We start from the raw sequence: 21,490 nt of genomic DNA on the forward strand, positions 1-21,490 counted from the left end.
TGCACGGACGAGTCGGGAGCGGACACACCAAGTGCCAGAGCTGGTCGTACAACTCACCAGGGTGGGCTTCCTCGTGCTGCTCTGGCTCTTCGTGTTCGCCGCGCTCAGAGTCGTCCGCTCGGACCTCTACGCGGCGTCGGGTATGCGCGTCCAGGTGCCGACCTTCGGGCGCAAGAAAGAGAAGAAGCCGCGCAACAGCAAGTCGCCGCAGCAGCTGCTGGTGACCCACGGCGCGCTGGCCGGAACCCGCATCGCGCTCGACGGACGGCCGATCCTGATCGGCCGCGCCGACGACTCCACGCTGGTGCTCGACGACGACTACGCGTCGACCCGGCACGCCCGGATCGCCCAGCGCGGTGAGGACTGGTACGTGGAAGATCTGGGCTCGACGAACGGGACCTATCTCGACCGGGCTAAGGTCACTGCACCCCTCCGGGTCCCGCTCGGAGTCCCCATCCGGATCGGCAAGACGGTGATCGAGCTTCGCCCATGACTCTCGTCCTCCGCTACGCAGCCCGCAGCGACCGGGGCCTGGTGCGTTCGAGCAACCAGGACTCCGTGTACGCCGGCCCTCGCCTGCTCGCGCTCGCCGACGGCATGGGTGGCCACGCGGCGGGTGAGGTGGCCAGCAAGGTCGTCATCGCCTCGCTCGCGCCGCTCGACGACGACGAGCCGGGCGACGACCTGCTCGCGCAACTGCGGGAAGCCGTCGCGAACGGCAACGCCGCGATCGCCGAGCTGGTCTCGCAGGACCCGGACCTCGACGGCATGGGCACGACGTTGACGGCGGTGCTGTTCGCCGGCAACCGGCTGGGCCTGGTGCACGTCGGCGACTCGCGCGCCTACCTGTTTCGCGGCGGTCAGTTCGCGCAGATCACGCGCGACGACAGCTTCGTCAACGAACTGCTCGAACAGGGCCGGATCACGCCCGAAGAGGCGGCGGTGCACCCGCAGCGGTCGCTGCTGCTGAAGGCGCTCACCGGGCACGAGGTCGAGCCGAGCCTCACCGTGCGCGAAGCCCGCTCGGGCGACCGGTACCTGATCTGCTCGGACGGCCTGTCCGGCATGGTCAGCGACGAGACGCTGGCCGAGGCCGTGCAGATCCCGGACCCGCAGCAGTGCGCGGACCGGATGATCGAGCTGGCGCTCAAGGGCGGCGGCACCGACAACGTCACGGTGATCATCGCGGACGTCGTCGACGTCGACTTCGGCGAGGACGCGCCCATCGTGGGCGGCGCCGCCGGGGACGGCAGCGACGAACGGCACCAGGGCGACTCGCCCGCGGCGCGGGCCAGGGCGCTGACCCAGCCACCGCCGCAGCAGCGCCCGGAGCTGCCGCAGCCCAGTGTCGACCCCAAGGCCAAGCGCCGGAAGCGGTTCCGCTGGCTGGCCGGGGCGCTGGTGGTGCTCGTGGTGCTCGCCGCGGCCGCCATCGCCACCCGCTACTTCGTGCTGAGTCAGTACTATGTCGGCGAAGGTGCGGACCAGGAGGTCGTGATCTACCGCGGCGTTCCCGGCAGCATCCTCGGCATCGACCTGCACACCTACGAGCAGGGCTCGTGCCCGCCCAACCAGGTGTGCACGGACAAGCTGCGCGTCGACCAGCTCCAGGAGGACGCGCGGCTGGCGGTGCAGAACGGCGTCAAGAAGGACAGCCTCGACGACGCCCGGAAGTACATCGACGACTTCCTGCAGCTGCACAAGCGCCTGAACAACTGCGCGCCGACGGGCGGTCAGCCGTCCCCGACGCCGACCCCCACGGTCACGCCGACGCCCACCCCGTCGGCTCCGGCCGGCTCCACTGCTCCGTCGTCGGCGAACCAGCCAGCGGGGAGGGACTGCTCGACGCCGAGTTCGACGGCACCGACGACGGGAGGCGGTAACTGATGAGCCAGCCCGCCGCGCGCGCCGCCGAGCCGCTCGCCGCGCAGTTCCAGACGAACCCACCGCGCGACGTCCCGACCCGCCGCAACACCGAGCTGGTGCTGCTGGGGTTCGCCGCGTTCATCGTCACCATCGCACTGGTGCTGGTGGAGGCGAACCAGGAGCAGGAGCTCACCTGGTCGATCGTCTGGCTGGGCCTCGCCTACCTCGCCATCTTCGCCGCGGCGCACCTGGCGGTGCGCAAGTGGGCGCCGTACGCCGACCCGGTGCTGCTCCCCTGCGTCGCGCTGCTGAATGGCATCGGGCTGGTGATGATCCACCGGATCGACCTGGCGCTGGCGGAACGGGCTGCGCAGAACGGCAAGGACTACACCCCCGCCGTCACCGCGCAGGTGCTGTTCACGGTCATTTCGCTGCTGTTCTTCGTCGTCGCGCTGGTCGTGGTGAACGACCACCGCACGCTGACCCGCTACGGCTACACGGCCGGCCTGGTCGGGATCGTCGCGCTGGCCCTCCCCGCGCTGCTGCCGTCAAGCCTGTCCGAGGTCAACGGCGCCAAGGTGTGGCTGAAGCTGCCGGGGTTCTCGATCCAGCCGGGCGAGTTCGCGAAGATCCTGCTGATGATCTTCTTCGCTTCGTTCCTGGTGTCGAAGCGGGACCTGTTCATGGTGGCGGGCAAGAAGCTGGTCGGCGTCGAGCTGCCGCGCGCTCGTGACCTCGGGCCGATCCTCATCGCGGCGTTCGTCTGCATCGGCATCCTGGTGTTCGAGAAGGACCTCGGCACGTCGCTGCTGTTCTTCAGCGTCATCCTGGTCATGCTCTACGTCGCGACCGAGCGGGCCATCTGGGTCGTCCTCGGGCTTGGCTTCTTCGCGGCCGGCTGCGTGCTCGCCTACAACCTCTTCACGCACGTCCAGCAGCGCGTGGCGAACTGGCTCGACCCGCTGGCCACCTACGACCAGGCCGGCGGCGGCTACCAGATCGCGCAGGGCCTGTTCGGGCTCGGCACCGGCGGCATGGGCGGCACCGGCCTCGGCGCCGGACGGCCGGACATGGTCCCGGAGGCGAACACCGACTTCATCACCGCCGCGATCGGCGAAGAGCTCGGCTTCATCGGCTTGGCCGCCGTCCTGATGCTGTACCTGCTGGTCGCCATGCGCGGCATGCGCAGCGCGCTCGCCGTGCGCGACACGTTCGGCAAGCTGCTCGGCGGCGGGCTCGCGTTCACCATGGTCATGCAGATCTTCGTCGTCGTCGGCGGGGTCACGAAACTCATCCCGGAGACCGGTATCACCGCACCGTTCCTGTCCAAGGGTGGTTCGTCGCTGCTCGCGAACTACATCCTGGTCGCGCTGCTGCTCCGGATCTCCGACGCGGCGCGCCGGCCAACGGCCCGCCCGAAGCCGCAGCAGCAGCCCCAGGCGCCGATCGCCGAGGCACACACCGTGCTCGTGCAGCGCCCGCCGTCGAACGGGGGCACCCCGGCATGAACACCCCGCTCCGCAAGGTCGGCATGGCGATGGTCGTGATGGTCGTCCTGCTGCTGGCGAACGCCACCTACATCCAGGTGGTGAAGGCCGACGCCTACCGCACCGACTCACGCAACGCGCGCGTCCTCTACGACGAATTCGCCCGCCGCCGCGGCCAGATCGTGTCGCAGGCGAACGGCGAGGTGCTGGCGAAGGTCGACCCGTCGAACGACAAGTACAAGTACAGCCGGACCTACGTCGACGGCCCGATGTACGCGCCGGTCACCGGCTACTACTCGATCAACTACGGCTCCGGCGGGCTCGAGCGCTCCGAGGACGACGTGCTCAACGGCTCCGACCCGCGGCTGTTCGTGCGCCGGCTGTCGGACATGGTCACCGGCCGCGACCCCAGCGGCGGCAACGTCCGGCTGACCATCGACCCGGCCGTGCAGAAGGCCGCGTACGACCTGATGACGCAGCGGGGCTACACCGGCGCCGTCGTCGCGATGGAGCCGAAGACCGGCCGGATCCTGGCGATGGTGTCGACGCCGTCGTACGACCCGAACAAGCTGGCGTCGCACACGTCGAAGGCGCAGACCGACGCCTGGAACGCCTACACCAAGGACCCGAAGAACCCGATGCTGAACCGGGCGATCTCGGAGACCTACCCGCCGGGCTCGACGTTCAAGCTGGTCACGGCGTCGGCCGCGCTCGAGGACGGCAAGGGCCCGGACACCCCGATCAACCCGGCGCCGAACACCAAGCTGCCCGGCACGAGCATCACGCTGGAGAACTACGCCGGCGAGGGCTGCCCGGGTACCACGTTCAAGGACGCGCTGGCGCACTCCTGCAACGTGCCGTTCGCGGAGTTCGCCGGCCAGCTCGGCGCGGACAAACTCAAGAAGACGGCGGCGAACTTCGGCATCGGGCAGACCGACCTGACCGTGCCGATGAAGGTGGCGCCGTCGACCGTCGGCCCGCTGGACTCGCAGGGCGCGCTCTACCAGAGCGGCATCGGCCAGCGGGACGTCCGGCTCACCCCGCTGCAGGACTGCCTGCTCGCGGCCACCGTGGCCAACGGCGGCATGGCGATGAAGCCGCAGCTGGTGCAGTCGGTGCTGGCACCGGACCTGTCGACCATCGAGGACTACAGCCCCACCGAACTCACCGGCACTCCGGCGCTGTCGTCGTCGAACGCCGCGATCCTCAAGGACATGATGATCGCTTCGGAAAGCTTCACCGCGGGCGGCGGCAAGCGCGCGGACATCCAGATCGCGTCGAAGACCGGCACCGCCGAGCACGGCGCGGACTCCAAGAACACCGCCCCGCACGCCTGGTACACCGCCTTCGCCCCGGCGAACGACCCGCAGATCGCGGTCGCCGTGATCGTCGAGGACGGCGGCGACCGCGGACTGGCCGCGACGGGCGGCAAGGTCGCCTCGGAAATCGGCCGCGCGGCGATCAACGCCAAGCTCGGGGGTGGATAGCGCATGCTGTCCTCCGGTCAGCTACTGGCCGACCGCTACAAGCTGACGAGCCGGATCGCCGTCGGCGGGATGGGCGAGGTCTGGCAGGCCAGCGACACCCGGCTGGACCGGACCGTGGCCGTCAAGATCCTCAAGGCCGAGCTCTCCGGCGACGCCGAGTTCCTGCACCGCTTCCGCACCGAGGCGCGGATGACGGCGTCCCTGAACCACCCCGGCATCGCCGCGGTGCACGACTACGGCGAGACGCTCTTCGACGGTGACCTGTCGATCGCGTACCTGGTGATGGAGCTCGTCGACGGCGACCCGCTGGCCGGGCTGCTGGCCAAGCACGGGCGGCTGTCGGCGGAGTTCACGCTCGACATGCTCGAGCAGGCCGGCAACGCGCTGCAGGCCGCGCACGAACAGGGCCTGGTCCACCGCGACGTCAAGCCCGGCAACATCCTGGTGACGCCCGCGGGCCAGGTGAAGATCACCGACTTCGGCGTCGCGAAGGCCGCCGACGCGGCCCCGGTCACCCGGTCCGGCATGGTCATGGGCACCGCGCACTACATCGCGCCGGAGCAGGCGCTCGGGCACCCGGCCGAGCCGGCGTCCGACGTCTACTCGCTGGCCGTGTGCGGGTACGAGTGCCTCGCCGGGCACCGGCCGTTCCTGTCCGAGAACGCCGTAACGGTCGCGATGATGCACATCCGCGACATCGCGCCGCCGCTGCCGCCCGACGTCCCGCCCGCCGCGCGCGCGGTGATCGAGGCGACGCTGGTGAAGGACCCGCGGCAGCGCTACAACAGCGGTGGCGAGTTCGCGGCCGCCGTCGCCGCGGTCCGCGCCGGGCTGCCGCTGCCGACGCCGTCCGGGCTGGTCAACGCCACGTTCACCGGCCAGCAGCCGGTGGTGCAGCAACCGCCGTCGCAGCCGGTTCCCCCGCAGCAGCAGCACATGCCGGTCGGCCCGCCGTCGCCGGCGGTGAACCCGATGGTCGCCATCGGCCCGCCGTCCCGGCCCGTGCTGCGTCCGGCGATGGTGCCGGTGGCCCGGAAGAAGTCACAGTGGGGCTGGTGGGCGCTCCTCGCCGCCATCCTGCTCGTTGTCCTGGTGGCGGGCATCGTCCTGGTGGCGAAGATGATCGGCAGCTCGGGCTCGCCACCGCACACCGGCCAGACGACGAGCCAGGTGGTCCCGGGCAGACAGCCGCCCGCGGAGCAGCCGTCCGCCTCGAGCGCCTACCCGGCGGACACTCCCGGAACGACCGACGATGGCCAGCAAGGCATCATGACCGCACCTTGGACGGAATGGAACGGCACCCAGAGATGAGCACACCCAGACTGCTCTCCAACCGGTACGAGCTGGGCGAAACGCTCGGCTACGGAGGCATGTCCGAGGTCCATCACGGCCACGACGTGCGCCTCGGCCGGGAAGTCGCGATCAAGATCCTCCGTGCCGACCTCGCCAGGGACCCGCAGTTCCAGGAGCGCTTCCGCCGTGAAGCGCAGAACGCCGCCGCCTTGAACCACCCGGCGATCGTCGCGGTCTACGACACCGGCGAGGCCAACACCGAATTCGGTCCGCTGCCGTACATCGTCATGGAGTACGTCGAAGGCCGGACGCTGCGCGACATCGTCAAGACCGAGGGCCCGATGTCGCAGAAGCGGGCCATGGAGGTCATGGCGGACGTCTGCGCGGCACTCGACTTCTCCCACCGCCACGGCATCGTGCACCGCGACGTCAAGCCGGCCAACGTGATGATCACGAAGAACGGCGCGGTCAAGGTGATGGACTTCGGCATCGCGCGCGCGATGCACGACGGCCAGTCCGCGATGACCCAGACCGCCGCGGTGATCGGCACGGCGCAGTACCTGTCGCCGGAGCAGGCCCGCGGCGAGTCGGTCGACGCCCGTTCCGACGTCTACGCCGCCGGCTGCGTGCTGTACGAGCTGATCACCGGCGAGCCGCCGTTCACCGGCGACTCCCCGGTCGCGGTGGCCTACCAGCACGTCCGGGAGGACCCGAACCCGCCGTCGTCGGTGAACCCGGCGGTGGCCCCGGAGCTGGACGCCGTCGTGCTGAAGGCGCTGGCCAAGGGCCCGGCGAACCGCTACCAGTCGGCGGCGGAGATGCGCTCGGACCTGGTGCGCACGCTCTCGGGCCAGCGTCCGGCCGCGCCGATGGTGATGTCCGAGGACGAGCGCACGCAGGTGATGAACGCCGACCGGCGGCAGCCGCAGCGCTACGAGGAATACGACGCCCCGGACGACGAAGACCCGAAGGCCAAGCGCCGCCGCCGGACGCTGCTGGGCATCCTGGCGGCGGTGTTCGTGCTGGGCGCGGTGCTGCTGATCATGTGGCTGTCGGGCGCGTTCAAGAGCGGCGGCGGCGACACGGGCACGGTCGCGATCCCCGACGTCAAGGGACAGTCGGAGCTGGCCGCCAAGAACACCTTGCGCGAAAAGGGGTTCAACAACTTCGCGCCGAACAAGACCGTCATCTGCGGCGTGCCGGACTCGAACGGCAACACGCCGTGCACCAGCGACCAGGTCAACCAGGTCATCGACATCATCCCCGGCGTGGGCACGCCGGTGGCCACGTCGGCGCAGATCACGCTCACGATCGGCCAGCCGCCGGGCAAGGTGGCCGTGCCCGACCTCAAGGGCCTCAGCCGCGACGACGCGGAGTCGAAGCTGAAGGACGCCGGCCTCACCCTGAACCAGTCGGTGCAGGAGGTCGACACGGACGACCAGAACCAGGTGGGCAAGGTCGTCAGCCAGACCCCGCAGGCGGGCAACCAGGTCCAGCAGGGCACGAGCGTGTCCATCTCCATCGGCAAGGGCAAGCAGCAGAAGCAGGTCCCGAACTACATCGGCAAGACCTTCAACGAAGCCAACGCCGCCCTCACCGGCATGGGCTTCACCGTGAAGCGGCAGGACCAGCAGTCCGACCAGCCGAAGGACCAGGTCATCCAGCAGACCCCGAACGGCGGTTCGGTGCCGGTCGGCAGCACGATCACGCTGACCGTCTCGACCGGCCCCGACCAGAACCAGATCCAAATGCCGAGTCTGCAGGGCATGACGGTCGACGAGGCGCAGTCGAAGCTGCAGAGCATGGGCTGGACCGGGAACCTGAACGAGAAGTCCGACCGGACCAGCCGGCAGCCGCAGGGCACGATCACCAGGCAAAGCCCCACAGCGGGTACGCAGATCAGCAAGACCCAAGACGTCACCGTGTTCGTCTCCGAGGGCAGCCTGTTCCCGACGACGACGACAACCACTGGGCCCTGACCCGGCTCACGTGAAAGGCCCGCACGGTTCGCCGTGCGGGCCTTCTTCGTTTCAGGCTTTGTCGAGAAATCCTTGCACAGCACCGAGAATCTGCTCGGCGTCACTTGCGGGACCGCAGTCGAGTTCCAGTTCCTCAGCGGCGCCGGAGCGTTTGACCTTCAGGGAGACGCGGCCCTCGCGGTATCGCCGCAGCCAAGCGAAAAGCGAACGGCAGAAGACACCGGCGGAGTTGCTGGTCACGCCGACCACCACGGCGTCGAACAACTGCACGCGGCCGCGGAGCTCGTCTTCGCCGCGCAGCCAGGCGGCGAGCTCCCGGAGCTCGCCGTCGGAGTCTGGCCCGGTGATCGCGACGATCCCCGCCGTCACCCGTGCTCCCTTCGCCCAGAACCGGAGAGGACCCGAACCTTAGTCGGCTCTGAGCACCGCAAGGAACCCTGAAGCAGAAATTGAAGATTGCAAATTGCACTCAGGAACGGCGTTGCACGAGCCGGGAAACGACGAGGAAGCTGGCGATCAGCACCACCACCGACGTCACCACCGCCAGCGTGAGCGGACCGCCGACCGGCTCGTCGTCGGTCAGGGCGTGCAGGAGTGGGTGGACCAGCGGGATCTTGGCCAGCAGCACGACGATCAGCGTGACCACGGCGGCCAGCACGGTCCAGCCGATCCGCTGCACGAGCAGCCGCGAGCACGGCAGGGCGATCGCGACACCCAGCAGCGCGCACGCGAAATGGGCGAGCAGGCCGATGCCCAACGCCGACGGTTGGAACTTGACCGACTTGATCGCCGACCACACCTCGGTGATCACCGTGAGGACCGCCGAGCACGCCAGCACCGTGAACACCGCGCCGGTGACCATCCGCCGCCACTGCCGCGCGTGGCTCAAGGTGACCAGGCGCTGCACCGGGTCCTCGATGTCGAGCAACGCGATCGTCAGCCAGCACGACACGACGAGCAGCCCGCCGGCGCTCACGCCGAACAGCGGCAACGGCGGCGAATGCGGGTCGGCGTAGAGGATCACGCACAGCGCGAGGTAGGCGAGCAGCGCCGGCAGGTACCGCTGCGAATGGCCGAGCAGCGCCAGGTAGTAGCGGGTCAGGGCGAGCACGGCGCCACCTCCCGCACCGACCAGCCGTCCTTCAACGCGCGCAGCAGCACCTCGTCCACCGAAGCGACCTCGACGGTGAGCACGAGCTGGGCGCCTTCGACGACCGCGTGCCGCACGCCGGGCTCGTCCGCCCAGTCCGTTCCGTTGCCACGCAACACGATCCGCGTCGTCGGCTCGGCGCTCTCCGCCGTCAGCCTGCCGTCGTTCATCAGGTGGACGACGTCGGCGTGGTCGTGCACGACCTGCGGCCGGTGGTCGGTGAACACCACGCTCGCGCCGCGCGCCCGCGTCTCGGCGACGAGCTCGCCGAGGATCGTGTGTGTCCCGACGTCGAGCCCGGACCACGGCTCGTCGAGGATCAGCAGGTCGGGCCGCACCATGACGGCCTGCGCGAGCCCGACCTTCTGCGCGTTGCCCTTCGACAGCGTTCGCAGCGGCGCGGTCGGACCGCCGACCAGCGCGAGCCGTTCGAGCAGCGGGTCGATCACCGAGAGGTCGGTGAGCCCGCGGATGCGCGCCATGTGCCGCAGGTACGCCCGCGCGCCCATGCGCTGCCCGGCCGGGAAGCGGTCCGGCAGGTAGCCGATCCGCGGGGTGCCCGTCAGCGTGCCGGTGGTCGGGTGCGAGACGCCGGCCATGATCCGCAGCAGCGTCGACTTCCCGGAGCCGTTGCTGCCGAGGACGCCGACGACGTGCCCGGGCTCGACGCTCAGGTCGACGTCGTGGAGGACGAAGTCACCGCGCCCGTACCGCTTGCCGATCCCCGCGAGCCGGATCACGCAACAGCAGCCTTCTGGAGCGCCTTGGTCGCGCGCTCGAGCTCGTCCACGCGCGCCGCGTCGACGGGGTGGCCGGCCGCGGCCAGCCAGTTGGCCAGCATCCGGTGGCCGCCCTCGGTGAGCACCGACTCGGGGTGGAACTGGACGCCTTCCAGCGGCAGCTCGCGGTGCCGCATGCCCATCACGATGCCGGATTCGGTGCGGCCGGTGACCTCGAAGACGTCGGCCGGGATCGTGTCGGGCACCACGGTCAAGGAGTGGTACCGGGTCGCCGTGAACTCCGCCGGCAGGTCCTTGAGGACGCCGGTGCCGGTGTGGCGGACCTGGCTCGTCTTGCCGTGGAGCAGCTCGGGCGCGCGGTCGACGGTCGCGCCGTAGACGACGCCGAGCGCCTGGTGGCCGAGGCAGACCCCGAGCATCGGCGTCCGCGTCTCGGCGCACTTGCGGATGACGTCCATGCTCTGACCAGCGCGTTCGGGTGTCCCGGGGCCGGGCGAGACGAGCACGGCGTCGAACTCGGGCACGCGGTCGAGGTCCACGACGTCGTTGCGCCAGACCGTGCAGTCGGCGCCGAGCTGGGCCAGGTACTGGACCAGGTTGTAGACGAAGCTGTCGTAGTTGTCGACGACGAGAACGCGCATAGGAGCGAGCTTACCGGCTCCCACGTGGTGGACCGTACGCCAAATCACATTTTAGGTTAGGTGATCCTAACTTACCGTGGATCGGGTGAGCCGTTCTCTTCGTGTAGCCGTGGTGGGCGCCGGTCCCTCCGGGATCTACGCCGCCGACATCCTGGACAAGTCCGACGCCGACGTGACGATCGACCTCTTCGAGCGCATGCCGGCGCCGTTCGGGTTGATCCGCTACGGCGTCGCGCCCGACCACCCGCGCATCAAGGGCATCGTGACGGCGTTGCACAAGGTGCTCGACAAGCCGAACATCCGCCTGCTGGGCAACATCGACTACGGCACCGACATCAAGCTCGACGAGCTGCGCGAGTTCTACGACGCGGTGATCTTCTCGACCGGCGCGTCCGCCGACCGCGAGCTCGACATCCCGGGCATCGACCTGGACGGCAGCCACGGCGCCGCGGACTTCGTGTCCTGGTACGACGGCCACCCGGACGTCCCGCGCACCTGGCCGCTCAACGCGTCTTCGGTCGCCGTCCTCGGCGTTGGCAACGTGGCGCTGGACGTCGCGCGGATCCTCGCCAAGACGGCCGACGAGCTGCTGACCACGGACATCCCGGACAACGTCTACCAGGGCCTCAAGGCCAGCCCGGTCACCGACGTCCACGTGTTCGGCCGCCGCGGCCCGGCGCAGGCGAAGTTCACGCCGCTGGAGCTGCGGGAGCTGGACCACTCGCCGAACGTCGAGGTCATCGTGTCCCCCGAGGACATCGAGTTCGACGACGGCAGCATCGCGGCGCTGCGGGCGTCGAAGCAGATCGACATGGTCGTGAAGACGCTGCAGGAGTGGGCGATCCGCGAGCCGGGTTCGCGGCAGCGACGGTTACACCTGCACTTCTTCCACTCCCCCGCCGAAGTCCTCGGCACGGACGGCCGGGTGTCCGGCCTGCGCACGGAACGGACGGAGCTGACGGGTGACGGAACCGTCCGCGGGACGGGCGAGTTCCACGACTGGGACGTCCAGGCGGTGTACCGCGCGGTGGGCTACCTGTCGTCGCACCTGCCGGAGCTCCCGTTCGACCACGGGGCCGGCGTGGTGCCGAACCAGGCGGGCCGTGTGCTGGACCTGGACGAGAACCAGCTCCCGGGTGTGTACGTGACGGGCTGGATCAAGCGCGGCCCGATCGGCCTGATCGGCCACACGAAGGGCGACGCGGCGGAGACGGTCGCGAGCCTGCTGTCGGACGCGGACACGCTGCGCGAGGCGAAATACGCGTCCCCGGACGCGATCCTGGACTTCCTGGCGGCGCGGGGCATCCCGTTCACGACGTGGGAAGGCTGGGGCAAGCTCGACGCGCACGAGAAGTCGCTGGGTCTCGCGGCGGGCCGGGAGCGGATCAAGGTTGTCGAGCGTGAAGAGATGACGCGGGTTTCGCGCGGCTAAGCGGCACCGAGGTACGCCAGTACGGCCAGCACCCGGCGGTTCGTGTCGTCCGAAGCCGAGATGCCGAGCTTCTGGAAGATGTTCGCCGTGTGCTTGCCGACCGCGCCCTCGCTGAAGTGCAGCCGCCCGGCGATCGCCGCGTTCGAACACCCTTCGGCCATCAGGGAAAGCACTTCGCGCTCCCGAGGCGTCAACGCGACCAGTGGGTCGGAAGCGCTGCCCGCCACCAGTTTCGCGATCACCTCGGGGTCCATCACCGTTCCGCCGGCGGCCACGCGGCGGACCGCGTCGATGAACTGGTCCGCGTTGAACACCCGGTCCTTCAGCAGGTAGCCGATCGCACCGGTGCCGTCAGCCAGCAACTCGCGCGCGTACAGCTGCTCGACGTGCTGGGACAGCACCAAGATCGGCAAGCCCGGCATTTCCCTACGAGCCGCCAACGCGACTTGCAGGCCTTCGTCCGTGTTCGTCGGCGGCATCCGGACGTCCACAATGGACACTTCAGGGCGATGGGTGCGCAACGCCGCCGCCAGTTCCGGGCCGCTGCCGACCGCCGCGACGACGTCGAAGCCGTGCGCCGCGAGGAGGTGCGTCAGGCCGTCTCGGAGGAGGTACTGGTCTTCGGCGACGACGGTCCTGGGTCGATCTGACACGGGATCTCCACCATCGCCCTGGTCGGCCCGCCGATCGGGCTGGTCAGGGTCAACCTACCGTCGAAGCCGCCCAGCCTGCGCTCGATCCCGCGCAGTCCCGAACCGCGGGCCGGAAGAGCCCCGCCCGGCCCGTCGTCGGTCACCACCACCGTCAGCTGGTCGTCGGCGAACGCCACCTCGACGGACGCCCGCCCAGCGCCGTGCTTCGCCGCGTTGCCCAGCAGCTCCGACACCGCGAAGTACGCGCACGCCTCGGCCGGCTCCTCGACGCGCCTCGGCAGTGAGCCGGTGACCTGTGCCTTCAGCGGGCTGTCCAGCGCCAGCGCGCGAAGGGCGTCCAGCAGCCCGCGCTCGGACAGCACCGGCGGGTGGATGCCGCGGATCAGCACGCGCAGCTCGGTGAGCGCCTCCGACGACGACGCGCGCAGCTCGGCCGCCAGCCGCTTCGCCGCCGCCGGGTCGGTGTCCACCAGCGCCTCGACCGCGCCGAGCTTCATCCCCATCGCGACCAGCCGTGACTGGATCCCGTCGTGCAGGTCGCGTTCGATCCGCCGCAGCTCCGCCGCCTGCGTCACGGTGACGTCGCTGCGGGTCTGCTTGAGCCGTTCGACGCGCTGGGCGAGCCGGGTCGCCTCGGTCGGTCCGAACCACACCCGCGCGAACCGGGCCTGCTGGCGGGCGAGCCAGGTCGTCGGCAGCAAGCCGGCGACGACCATCGCCAGCATGGCCGGGGTCTGCGCGAGTGCGCCGAGGTGCGTCGACACTTCGGGTAGCGGGAACCAGCCGACCGGCGACGACACGAACGGCCGCCAGATCCAGAGCGCCCCGAGGCCGATGAGCCCGCGGCTGACCAGCACGAAGGCCGGCAGGATCAGCACGAACGAAACCAGCGTGACGAGCAGGCCGCCGGCGAGGTCGCGCCAGGTGGCGCGGTCACGCAGCACCCACCGCATGCGGGCGTGCTGGACCGGCCAGAACGGCTCCTCGTGCAACTGCTTGCCGACCTGGTAGAGCCCGTCGGGGCGCGGCAACGGCAGCCCCGGCGGCGGCAGGTACGGGCGGGCGATCGGCACGCCGGTCCAGTTCCCGGCCTCGCGGCGCAGCGTGTCGGTGACCGAGCGGGTCCACAGCACGAACGGGACCGCCAAGGGCAGAAAGGTGACCATGAGGACCAGCTGCGGCACCGAGAAGATCAGCTGCACAAGGGAAAGCGTGAGAATGCCGCCCTGGTGGCCCAGCGCTTCGAGGTGCCGGTGCAGCCAGTTCTTCCGAGCTTCGACCGGCGGCCGGGGACCGATCCACCAGCGCGTCCACCGCCCGTAACCGCGCAGCACCGCCGACCCGCCGACCAGCGCGGCGATCGGCAGCAGGAGGGTGACCAGCGGGTTCACCAGCTGCCAGGTGAACTCGCGCCCCGCCGCCGGATCCTCCAGCGCCCAGGTGAGCCGGTGCTGCCAGCGGATCCAGAACGCCCGCTTGTAGAGCTGGTTGCCGTCGCGGTACCAGCCGTCGCGCTCGCGGACCGGTTCCGGCGGCTCGGGCCGGTACGGCGGGGCGATCTCGACGTCACACCAGCGCGCGGCCAGTGTCCGCGCCACCGTCGACCGGCCCCGCGCCCATTCGACCGCGGGGCCGAGGAAGAAGACCAGTCCGACGCAGAGCAGCGCGAACGCGATCAGCTCGACCAGCACGTCCACCCAGCCGAGGAACGCGAACGCGGCCAGCGCGCACGCCCGGACCAGCGCACGCAGGTACGACATCCGGCACCTCCTTCCCCCTGGATCTTCGCCGGACCACCCGCGTCCACGCACTGGCCGAAGCTCCCCGGCCGGGGTGGGGCCAAGCCCACCCCCGCGTCAGCAAAACCCTACTTGAGCTGGGGTTTCAGCGTCATTCCGCGCGGCGCCGAACCTTCGTAGCTTCGTAGCCATGCCCCTCATCGAAGTCACCGGCCTCCGCAAGCGCTACGGCGACAAGGTCGCGGTCGACGGCGTTTCGTTCACCGTCGAGCGCGGCGAAATCTTCGGCATCCTCGGCACGAACGGCGCCGGCAAGACCACCACGGTCGAATGCCTGCAGGGCCTCCGGAAAGCCGACGGCGGCAAGATCTCCGTGCTCGGCCTCGACCCCGCGTCCGACCGCGCCGCGCTGACCCGCCGCGTCGGCGTCCAGCTGCAAGAAGGCCGGCTGCCGGCGAAGCTGCGGGTGCGGGAGGCGCTGGAGCTGTTCGCGTCCTTCTACCCGGACCCCGCCGACGTCGACGTCCTGCTCGGCCGGCTCGACCTCCGCGACCACGAGCGCAGCTTCTTCGGCAAGCTCTCCGGCGGCCAGAAGCAGCGCGTGTCGATCGCGCTCGCGCTGGTGGGAAAGCCCGAACTGGCCATCCTGGACGAGCTGACCACCGGGCTCGACCCGCACGCCCGCCGCGAGACGTGGGGGCTGGTCGAAGGCGTGCGCGCCACCGGCGTCACCGTCCTGCTGGTCACCCACTTCATGGACGAGGCCGAGCGGCTCTGCGACCGCGTCGCGATCTTCGACGCCGGCCGCGTGGTCGCGACCGGCACCCCGGCCGGGCTCCGCCGGTCCGTCGACGCCGCCACGTTGGACGACGCGTTCGTCTCGCTCACGAGGAGCACGCTGTGAAGGCCTTCGCCAAGATCACCGCCACCGAGACGAAGCTCTCCCTCCGGACGCCGTTCATGGCGATCGCCGGGATCCTGCTGCCGACGGCCGTGCTGCTGGCGGTCGGCGCCATCCCCGGCATGACGCAGCCCAGCCCGGCGGCCGGCGGCCACCGGTTCATCGACGCCTGGGTGCCGTCGCTGATCGTCGTCAGCCTCGCGATGCCGGCGCTGCAGTCGATCCCGGGCGCCGTCGCGACCTACCGCGAGCAGGGGGTGCTGCGCCGGCTGGCCACGACCCCGATACACCCGGTGAATCTGCTGGGCGCGCAGCTGCTGATCCACGTCGTGATCGCGCTGGCCGGCATCGGCCTGGTGCTCGGCGTGGCCAACGCGGTCTACGACGTCCCGTTGCCGCAGCACCCGCTGGAGTTCCTGCTGACGCTGCTGCTCGGCACGGTCTCGATGTTCGCGCTGGGCCTGCTCGCGGCCGCGGTCGCGCGCACGGCCAGGGCGGCCGGCGGCTTCGCGATGGTCGCGTTCGTCCCGGCCATGTTCTTCGGCGGCGGGTACCTGCCGCGGCCGCTGCTGCCGGAGGTCCTGCAGCGGATCGGCGACTACGTCCCGCCGGGCACGCAGCCACTGCAGGACGCCTGGGTCGGCGCCGGCGTGCAGCCGCTGCAGCTGCTCGCGCTCGCCGGCTTCGCCGCGATCGGAACGGCGCTGGCCGCGCGGTTCTTCCGCTGGGAGTGACCGGACCTTCCGCCAAAGTGGTGATGATCATCGTTTTCTCTTGTGGCGGGACCACCGGGCCGGTAGCCAGGAAGACGGCCCTGCTCACACTGGAGGTTCGATGTCCCTGGACGTGTCACCCGCGCTGCTGGAGAAGGCCGAGCGCGGGGAGGTCACCGACGCCGAGTTCGTCGCCTGCGTCAAGGAATCCCTGCCGTACGCATGGGAGGTCATCACCGGCGTCATCGCCGACGCCGAGGGCGCGGCGGACGGCTTCGCCGACAACGAGACACCACCGCCGAGCGAGGCCGCCCGCGGGCAGCTGCTGCGCGCACTGGCCTCGGACGCGATCCGCGGCGGCCTCGAGCGGCACTTCGGCGTCAAGCTGGCCTTCCAGAACTGCCACCGGATCGCCGTGTTCCGCAAGTCCGACGACGGCGACCGCTACCGCGCGTTCGTCTCACCGCGCGGCCAGCTGCTCAACCAGAGCCCGGAGCTGCGCGACTGCTAGCCCGGTCCTCCGGCGCACCACCCGGTGCGCCGGAGGCTCAGTTGACCGCGACCTCGTTGAACCACAGGCGCGGCTCCAGCCACGGGAACACCACGAACATCAGCAGCGCGACCACGCCGAGGACGAGCACCACGGCCAGCGTCAGCTTCGCCGCGAACGGGCCCGGCAGCTTGTGCCATATCCACGCGTACATCAGGCCTCCCCGATCTTCGAGAGCAGGTCGCCGTAGTCCTTGACCTGGTTCTTCGGCACCTGCTGGGTCAGCACCGACGTGATGATGAGCCGCTCGCGGGCGGAGAACTGCGGGTGGCACGTCGTGAGCGTGAGCAGCGCGGCCTGCTGGGCCTTCGGCAGCACCTCGGCGTCCTTGTACGGGACCGGGTTCACCGCGGTGCCCTCGGTGGGCAGCACGACCTTGCGGCCGAAGGTCTCGCTGTACGCGCCGCCGCCCTCGGCGTTCGGGTCGCGCAGGGTCGAGACGCCCTTGCACTTCGGGTCCGCGCCCTTGCCGCCGGCCCAGTTCTCGATCTCGTCGTCGTACGGCAGGACCTTGTAGATGTAGAAGTCGGTCGAAGTCTCGATCACGATCTGGTCACAGGAGGAGAGGTTGTCCAGGTCGTTGAACGGGGCGCCCTTGCCGACGCGGTGGCCGGCCACGGCGAAGTTGCCGGGCTCGCCGGGCAGCGACGTGCCCTTGTAGTGGCCGGGGCCGACCTCCAGGGAGGCGTCGTCCGTGCCCTCCTGGATCGTGAAGTTGTAGTCGACGCCGAAGGTCGGGATGTGGATGCGGGCGAAGGCCTTGCCGTCGACGAGCTCGGGGTGCAGCGTGCGGTCGTGCGCCCACTCGCCGTTGAGCTGGTCGCTCGCTTCGGACTGCTTGCCCGCCGAGAACAGGTCGGTCACGTACAGCTCGTAGACCATGAACAGCAGCACGACCAGGCCCAGCGTGATGAGGATTTCGCCGGCCGTCCGGATCGCGACGCCGCCCTTGCCCAGCGGCGGCGGGGCCGGCTTCTCCTTGGTCGCGGTGCCGCCCTTGCCGACCGGCGCGAACACGACCGTCTCCTCGGCCGAGCCCGGCGGCGGGGCCGGGCTGCTGTAGCGGCGGGGCGGCGGACCCTGCGGCCGCCGGGGCGGCTGACCCTGCGGCCGCGGCGGCACCTGGCCGCGAGGGGGCGTGGCCGGGGTCCGACGCTGGGGCACGGGCCGCTGACCCGGGTGTCTGCGCCGGTCGTCATCCGGTCCTTCGCGCGTAGTCACGCAAGCTCCTCTCAAGCCGCGTCCAACACTTGGTGACCCCGACGTCACGGTACGGGAAATCCAACTACTCCCGGCCGCTGCTTTCCTGCCGTCGTTTACGTTAACGTGTGCACGTGGCGCTGGTTGCGCACCCCGAGCGGGTCATCGCCACCGACCAGCCCGAACAGCACCGCGAGGAACACGATGCCCAAGTCCAAGGTCCGCAAGAAGACGGCTTACACCCCGCCTGCCGACCGGCGCACGCCGGTGAAGGTGCGGGCGGCCGGTCCCACCGGTCTCGCCTGGAAGATCCCGATGTTCGGGATGATGCTCCTGGGCCTGATCTGGCTGCTGGTGAACTACATCGCCGGGGACAAGATCTCGTGGATGGCCGACCTGGGCAACTGGAACTTCGCCGGCGGGTTCGCGCTGATGATCGCCGGTCTGCTCATGACTATGCGCTGGCGCTGATTATTACTCCGAATGGCGGCTTGACGCCGAATTACATCGGTGTGACTCATCCCCAGTGTGGATAACCCCTGTGGATAACTACCCCACCTCCTGGGCGCCGCGCCGGGCCGTTGTGGTATCGGCTTGGGCGGTCACCGCGTTGTTGCTGATCGGCGTGGTGGCCGACGCGCTGACCGGCGACCGCGGCGGCCTGGTGCTGTTCGCGCTGGCGACGGTGGCCGTCGGCGCGTTCGCCGCCCACGCGACGCTCGTCCGGCCGAGGCTGGCCGCCGACACCGAGGGCCTGGTGGCCCGCACGCTCGGCGGGACGCACCGGCTGCCGTGGGGGCAGACCCGCACCCGGCTGCGCACCACCCGCCGGCTGGGCCGCGACGGCGTCACGCTCGAGATCGAGCACGACGACGAGCTGTACGTGTTCGGGTGGCTCGAGCTGGGCGAGGACCCTCGCGACGTCCTGGACGTGCTCAGCACGCTGCGCGCGCGGAGCTAGCCGCAGCTGTAGAGCTCCTGGCCGCGGTACTGGACGAACTGGCACGTCTGGGCCGCGACCTCGCTGTCCTTGTAGATCAGCAGCCCGACCATCGCGACCACGAGGATCGCGACCCCGGCCAGCTGCCACTGCGCCTGGCGCGCCTGGGGCGCGTAGAGCATCGCCACGGTGACCAGCGCGCCGGTGACCAGGCCGCCGACGTGGCCGAGGATCGAGATGTTCGCGACGCCGAAGGTGATGAACGCGTTCAGCGCGAGCGTGATGATCAGCCCGGACGGGTTCAGGCGCAGCTTCAGCACGATGACCCCGTAGGCGCCCATCAGGCCGAACAGCGCGCCGGAGGCGCCGGCGGTGCCGCCGTCGAGGTTGTCGAAGAGCAGCACGGCCGTGGACGCGCCGAGCATCGAGACGAAGTAGAGCGCGAGGTACCGGACCTTGCCGAAGACCGGTTCCAGCGCGCGGCCCATCATCCACAGCGAGAACATGTTGACCGCGATGTGGATGGGCCCGTAGTGCAGGAAGCCCGAGGTGAACAGGCGCCACCACTCGCCGGCGCCGAGCGTCGCCTGCCCCCACAGCACGCCGACCTGGAAGATGCCGGACGTCTGGTTGTCGTTCAGGCTGCGCGCCTGGACGACGGTGACCAGGAAGACGACGACGTTGACGGCGAGGATGACCTGCGTCGCCAGGAACGACCCGGACGGCCGCGCGCCGGCGATCGTGCGCACGCCGAGGCCGGCTTCCTGGTAGTCGCGGTGCTGCCGGCGTTGCTGCTGGGTGCCGCTGTGCACGCAGTCCGTGCACTGGAAGCCGACGGGGGCCTCGCGGAGGCAGTCCGGGCACGCCGGACGCCCGCACCGGGAACAGCTCAGCCCGGTCGGGCGGTTCGGGTGCCACCAGCACCCGGGGAGTGCGGCCTGGGGCTGGGCGGCGGGGTTCGGCGGTTGGTTCACGATGAGAACCAACCTACCGAAACCTGACCGGCTCAGCCCTCGTGGTCGATCGTGACCTTCTCGATGACGACGTCGGTCAGCGGACGGTCCGCCGGCCCCGTCGAGGTACGAGCGATCGCGTCGACGACGTTGCGCGACTCCTGGTCGGCCACCTCACCGAAGATCGTGTGCTTGAAGTTCAGGTGGGTGGTCGGCGCGACGGTGATGAAGAACTGCGAGCCGTTCGTGCCGGGCCCGGCGTTGGCCATGGCCAGCAGGTACGGCTTGCTGAACTGCAGCTCCGGGTGGAACTCGTCGCCGAACTTGTAGCCGGGGCCGCCGCGGCCGGTGCCGGTCGGGTCGCCGCCCTGCAGCATGAAGCCGTCGATGACCCGGTGGAAGATCGAACCGTCGTAGAAGGGGCCGGAGTTCGTGCCCGCCGCGTTCGGCTGGGTGTACTCCTTGGTGCCCTCCGCCAGCCCGACGAAGTTCGCGACCGTCTTCGGCGCGTGGTCAGGGAGGAGGTTCAGGTTGATGTCACCCTGGTTGGTGTGCAGCGTCGCTTTCACGGCTTCATCGTGCCATCTGCAGCGAGCGGCGGCGAAAAGGGGCACGATAGGTTACGGGTAACAGAGCAGTGTCAAAACGAATGATGAGGTGAAGTCCATGTCCCGGGCGACAGCCCAGGCCGCCGAGACCGCCGACAAACTCGTCTCCGAGGGTGTCAAGCACGGCCGGCGCGCGCAGAAGCAGCTCGCGAAGAAGACCGAGCTCACCCGCAAGGAGCTCAAGAAGAGCTCGAAGGCCGCCCGCGAGGAGGCCCTCGCCCGGCTCTCCGAGCTGCGCAAGCCGGGCCGCAAGGCCAAGAAGGCCGCCATCAAGGCCGCGAAGGCGGCCGGTGACTCGAAGCGCCGCGGCAAGAAGGACTTCAAGGCGGCGAAGAAGGACTTCGCCGCTGCCCTGGTCGAAGCGAAGGCCGCCGCCAAGGGGACGCGCAGCCGTCGCCGCTGGCCGTGGCTGCTCGGCCTGGTCGTGGTCGGTGCCGGTGCCGCCTACGTGCTCCGGTCGAAGCAGGAGCCGCCGGTCGCGCCCGCGCCGCCGAAGGCCACCCCGCCTGCGCCGAAGCCCGCCGAAGCGGCGAAGCCGAGCCCGCAGGCGAACGGCAAGGCGCCGTCCCCGGCGCCCGCCGAGAAGAAGAACTGAGCCGCACACGAAGAGGCCCCTCGGGCGTGCACCCGGGGGGCCTCTTCAGTGGTGCCTGGGGTTCGCTCAGGCGTTGGCGGCGTGCTTGTCGACCAGCTGGCCGAGGCGGGGCAGCGCCTCCTCGACGTTCTTCTTGCCGTTCGGGCGCAGCTTCGAGTAGACCTTCTTGATGCTGTCGCGGCTGCTCTTCTCCGCGCGTGCGTCGGTGACGCTCAGCAGCGCGTCGGAAGCCTCGTCCGAGCGGCTGGACAGGTAGGCACCGAAGTCATTGCCGCCCTTGGCGCGGTAGTCGCCGTAGAACGGCTCGAGCGCGGAGGCGAAGTCCGGCAGCAGCGTGTCGACGGCCGAGGGGATGATGCCCGGCTTGATCTTCTTGACCGCGGCGAAGCCGGTCTTGACGACGGCACCCGAGACGCCGCCCTTGTCCGAGACCTCGGCGTCGACGAGGGTCTCGAAGTCGGTCACGACAGCCGGGCGACGGCTGGAGTCGAGCAGGATTTCCTTGAGGGTGTCAGCCACGAATCTAGTCCTTTGTCGTTGCAGATTTTGTGCCCGGCCCTCGG

The 21,490-nt window shown here is 70.1% G+C and carries 24 protein-coding genes; 13 read left to right on the top strand and 11 right to left on the bottom strand.

Annotation, left to right across the window (positions count from 1 at the left end):
• The first annotated feature begins 31 nt into the window (after window positions 1-31).
• The 6 genes from OG738_RS11245 to pknB are packed head-to-tail and all read left to right on the top strand — an operon-like array spanning window position 32 to window position 8,112.
• Window positions 32-493 (top strand): FHA domain-containing protein FhaB/FipA, encoded by a 462-nt coding sequence (locus OG738_RS11245; protein WP_003079002.1) that lies wholly within the window; start codon window positions 32-34, stop codon window positions 491-493.
• A complete protein-coding gene (locus OG738_RS11250) occupies window positions 490-1,887 on the top strand; it encodes a PP2C family protein-serine/threonine phosphatase (protein ID WP_329053430.1) in 1,398 nt (465 codons plus the stop codon). The genes OG738_RS11245 and OG738_RS11250 overlap by 4 nt, the downstream gene beginning before the upstream one ends.
• Window positions 1,887-3,374: an FtsW/RodA/SpoVE family cell cycle protein gene (locus OG738_RS11255; protein ID WP_329053431.1), complete on the top strand. Its 1,488-nt coding sequence runs from the start codon at window positions 1,887-1,889 to the stop codon at window positions 3,372-3,374. Before OG738_RS11250 ends, OG738_RS11255 begins: the two co-directional genes overlap by 1 nt.
• Window positions 3,371-4,840 carry a peptidoglycan D,D-transpeptidase FtsI family protein gene (locus OG738_RS11260; protein WP_329053432.1) on the top strand — a complete coding sequence of 490 codons (1,470 nt, stop codon included), beginning with the start codon at window positions 3,371-3,373 and terminating at the stop codon, window positions 4,838-4,840. Before OG738_RS11255 ends, OG738_RS11260 begins: the two co-directional genes overlap by 4 nt.
• A gap of 3 nt (window positions 4,841-4,843) precedes the next feature.
• Window positions 4,844-6,151, top strand: coding sequence for a serine/threonine-protein kinase (locus OG738_RS11265; RefSeq protein WP_329053433.1), 1,308 nt, complete (start codon window positions 4,844-4,846; stop codon window positions 6,149-6,151).
• The gene (gene pknB / locus OG738_RS11270) at window positions 6,148-8,112 is read left to right on the top strand and encodes a Stk1 family PASTA domain-containing Ser/Thr kinase (RefSeq protein ID WP_329053435.1); all 1,965 of its coding nucleotides are present in this window, start codon (window positions 6,148-6,150) and stop codon (window positions 8,110-8,112) included. The genes OG738_RS11265 and pknB overlap by 4 nt, the downstream gene beginning before the upstream one ends.
• Window positions 8,113-8,163: 51 nt before the next feature.
• On the opposite strand, the gene OG738_RS11275 is transcribed toward pknB, so the two are convergent.
• The 4 genes from OG738_RS11275 to OG738_RS11290 form a co-directional block, all read right to left on the bottom strand.
• A complete protein-coding gene (locus OG738_RS11275; RefSeq protein ID WP_329053436.1) occupies window positions 8,164-8,481 on the bottom strand; it encodes an effector-associated constant component EACC1 in 318 nt (105 codons plus the stop codon).
• A 100-nt stretch (window positions 8,482-8,581) separates the two neighbouring features.
• Window positions 8,582-9,223 (bottom strand): hypothetical protein, encoded by a 642-nt coding sequence (locus tag OG738_RS11280; protein ID WP_329053438.1) that lies wholly within the window; start codon window positions 9,221-9,223, stop codon window positions 8,582-8,584.
• Window positions 9,211-10,002, bottom strand: a complete 792-nt coding sequence (locus OG738_RS11285; protein WP_329053440.1) for an ATP-binding cassette domain-containing protein — start codon at window positions 10,000-10,002, stop codon at window positions 9,211-9,213. Before OG738_RS11285 ends, OG738_RS11280 begins: the two co-directional genes overlap by 13 nt.
• Window positions 9,999-10,643, bottom strand: a complete 645-nt coding sequence (locus OG738_RS11290; protein WP_329053441.1) for an aminodeoxychorismate/anthranilate synthase component II — start codon at window positions 10,641-10,643, stop codon at window positions 9,999-10,001. Before OG738_RS11290 ends, OG738_RS11285 begins: the two co-directional genes overlap by 4 nt.
• Window positions 10,644-10,755: 112 nt before the next feature.
• Here OG738_RS11290 and OG738_RS11295 point away from each other — a divergent pair, with 112 nt between their 5' ends.
• The gene (locus OG738_RS11295) at window positions 10,756-12,075 is read left to right on the top strand and encodes a pyridine nucleotide-disulfide oxidoreductase (protein ID WP_329056655.1); all 1,320 of its coding nucleotides are present in this window, start codon (window positions 10,756-10,758) and stop codon (window positions 12,073-12,075) included.
• On the opposite strand, the gene OG738_RS11300 is transcribed toward OG738_RS11295, so the two are convergent.
• Window positions 12,072-12,728: a response regulator transcription factor gene (locus OG738_RS11300; RefSeq protein WP_329053443.1), complete on the bottom strand. Its 657-nt coding sequence runs from the start codon at window positions 12,726-12,728 to the stop codon at window positions 12,072-12,074. The genes OG738_RS11295 and OG738_RS11300 overlap by 4 nt on opposite strands.
• Window positions 12,668-14,488 carry a sensor histidine kinase gene (locus OG738_RS11305; RefSeq protein ID WP_329053444.1) on the bottom strand — a complete coding sequence of 607 codons (1,821 nt, stop codon included), beginning with the start codon at window positions 14,486-14,488 and terminating at the stop codon, window positions 12,668-12,670. Before OG738_RS11305 ends, OG738_RS11300 begins: the two co-directional genes overlap by 61 nt.
• 169 nt (window positions 14,489-14,657) lie before the next feature.
• Between OG738_RS11305 and OG738_RS11310 the strand changes: the two genes are divergently transcribed.
• From OG738_RS11310 to OG738_RS11320, 3 genes are all read left to right on the top strand, one after another.
• Window positions 14,658-15,371: an ABC transporter ATP-binding protein gene (locus OG738_RS11310; protein WP_329053445.1), complete on the top strand. Its 714-nt coding sequence runs from the start codon at window positions 14,658-14,660 to the stop codon at window positions 15,369-15,371.
• Window positions 15,368-16,102, top strand: coding sequence for an ABC transporter permease (locus OG738_RS11315; RefSeq protein ID WP_329053446.1), 735 nt, complete (start codon window positions 15,368-15,370; stop codon window positions 16,100-16,102). Before OG738_RS11310 ends, OG738_RS11315 begins: the two co-directional genes overlap by 4 nt.
• A 100-nt stretch (window positions 16,103-16,202) precedes the next feature.
• Window positions 16,203-16,592 (top strand): SCO5389 family protein, encoded by a 390-nt coding sequence (locus OG738_RS11320; RefSeq protein WP_329053448.1) that lies wholly within the window; start codon window positions 16,203-16,205, stop codon window positions 16,590-16,592.
• A gap of 37 nt (window positions 16,593-16,629) precedes the next feature.
• On the opposite strand, the gene OG738_RS11325 is transcribed toward OG738_RS11320, so the two are convergent.
• Complete coding sequence (locus tag OG738_RS11325; protein ID WP_329053450.1) at window positions 16,630-16,785, bottom strand: hypothetical protein; 156 nt, start codon at window positions 16,783-16,785, stop codon at window positions 16,630-16,632.
• Window positions 16,785-17,795: a class E sortase gene (locus OG738_RS11330; protein WP_329053451.1), complete on the bottom strand. Its 1,011-nt coding sequence runs from the start codon at window positions 17,793-17,795 to the stop codon at window positions 16,785-16,787. The genes OG738_RS11325 and OG738_RS11330 overlap by 1 nt, the downstream gene beginning before the upstream one ends.
• Window positions 17,796-18,035: 240 nt before the next feature.
• Here OG738_RS11330 and crgA point away from each other — a divergent pair, with 240 nt between their 5' ends.
• Both crgA and OG738_RS11340 read left to right on the top strand, forming a co-directional pair.
• Window positions 18,036-18,302 (top strand): cell division protein CrgA, encoded by a 267-nt coding sequence (gene crgA / locus OG738_RS11335; protein WP_284743405.1) that lies wholly within the window; start codon window positions 18,036-18,038, stop codon window positions 18,300-18,302.
• 112 nt (window positions 18,303-18,414) lie between these two features.
• On the top strand, window positions 18,415-18,792 hold the full coding sequence (locus OG738_RS11340; protein WP_329056657.1) for a PH domain-containing protein: 378 nt from the start codon (window positions 18,415-18,417) through the stop codon (window positions 18,790-18,792).
• On the opposite strand, the gene OG738_RS11345 is transcribed toward OG738_RS11340, so the two are convergent.
• The gene (locus OG738_RS11345) at window positions 18,789-19,745 is read right to left on the bottom strand and encodes a rhomboid family intramembrane serine protease (protein WP_329053454.1); all 957 of its coding nucleotides are present in this window, start codon (window positions 19,743-19,745) and stop codon (window positions 18,789-18,791) included. The genes OG738_RS11340 and OG738_RS11345 overlap by 4 nt on opposite strands.
• Window positions 19,746-19,777: 32 nt before the next feature.
• Window positions 19,778-20,293, bottom strand: coding sequence for a peptidylprolyl isomerase (locus OG738_RS11350; protein WP_329053455.1), 516 nt, complete (start codon window positions 20,291-20,293; stop codon window positions 19,778-19,780).
• Window positions 20,294-20,390: 97 nt separating this feature from the next.
• On the opposite strand from OG738_RS11350, the gene OG738_RS11355 reads away from it, so the two are divergent.
• On the top strand, window positions 20,391-20,927 hold the full coding sequence (locus OG738_RS11355; RefSeq protein ID WP_329053456.1) for a hypothetical protein: 537 nt from the start codon (window positions 20,391-20,393) through the stop codon (window positions 20,925-20,927).
• Window positions 20,928-20,993: 66 nt separating this feature from the next.
• Here the strand turns inward: OG738_RS11355 and OG738_RS11360 are convergent, their stop codons facing one another.
• Complete coding sequence (locus OG738_RS11360; RefSeq protein WP_329053457.1) at window positions 20,994-21,446, bottom strand: DUF6918 family protein; 453 nt, start codon at window positions 21,444-21,446, stop codon at window positions 20,994-20,996.
• Between the last annotated feature and the right edge of the window lie 44 nt (window positions 21,447-21,490).

This window comes from Amycolatopsis sp. NBC_01488, assembly GCF_036227105.1.
Classification (GTDB): Bacteria; Actinomycetota; Actinomycetes; order Mycobacteriales; family Pseudonocardiaceae; genus Amycolatopsis.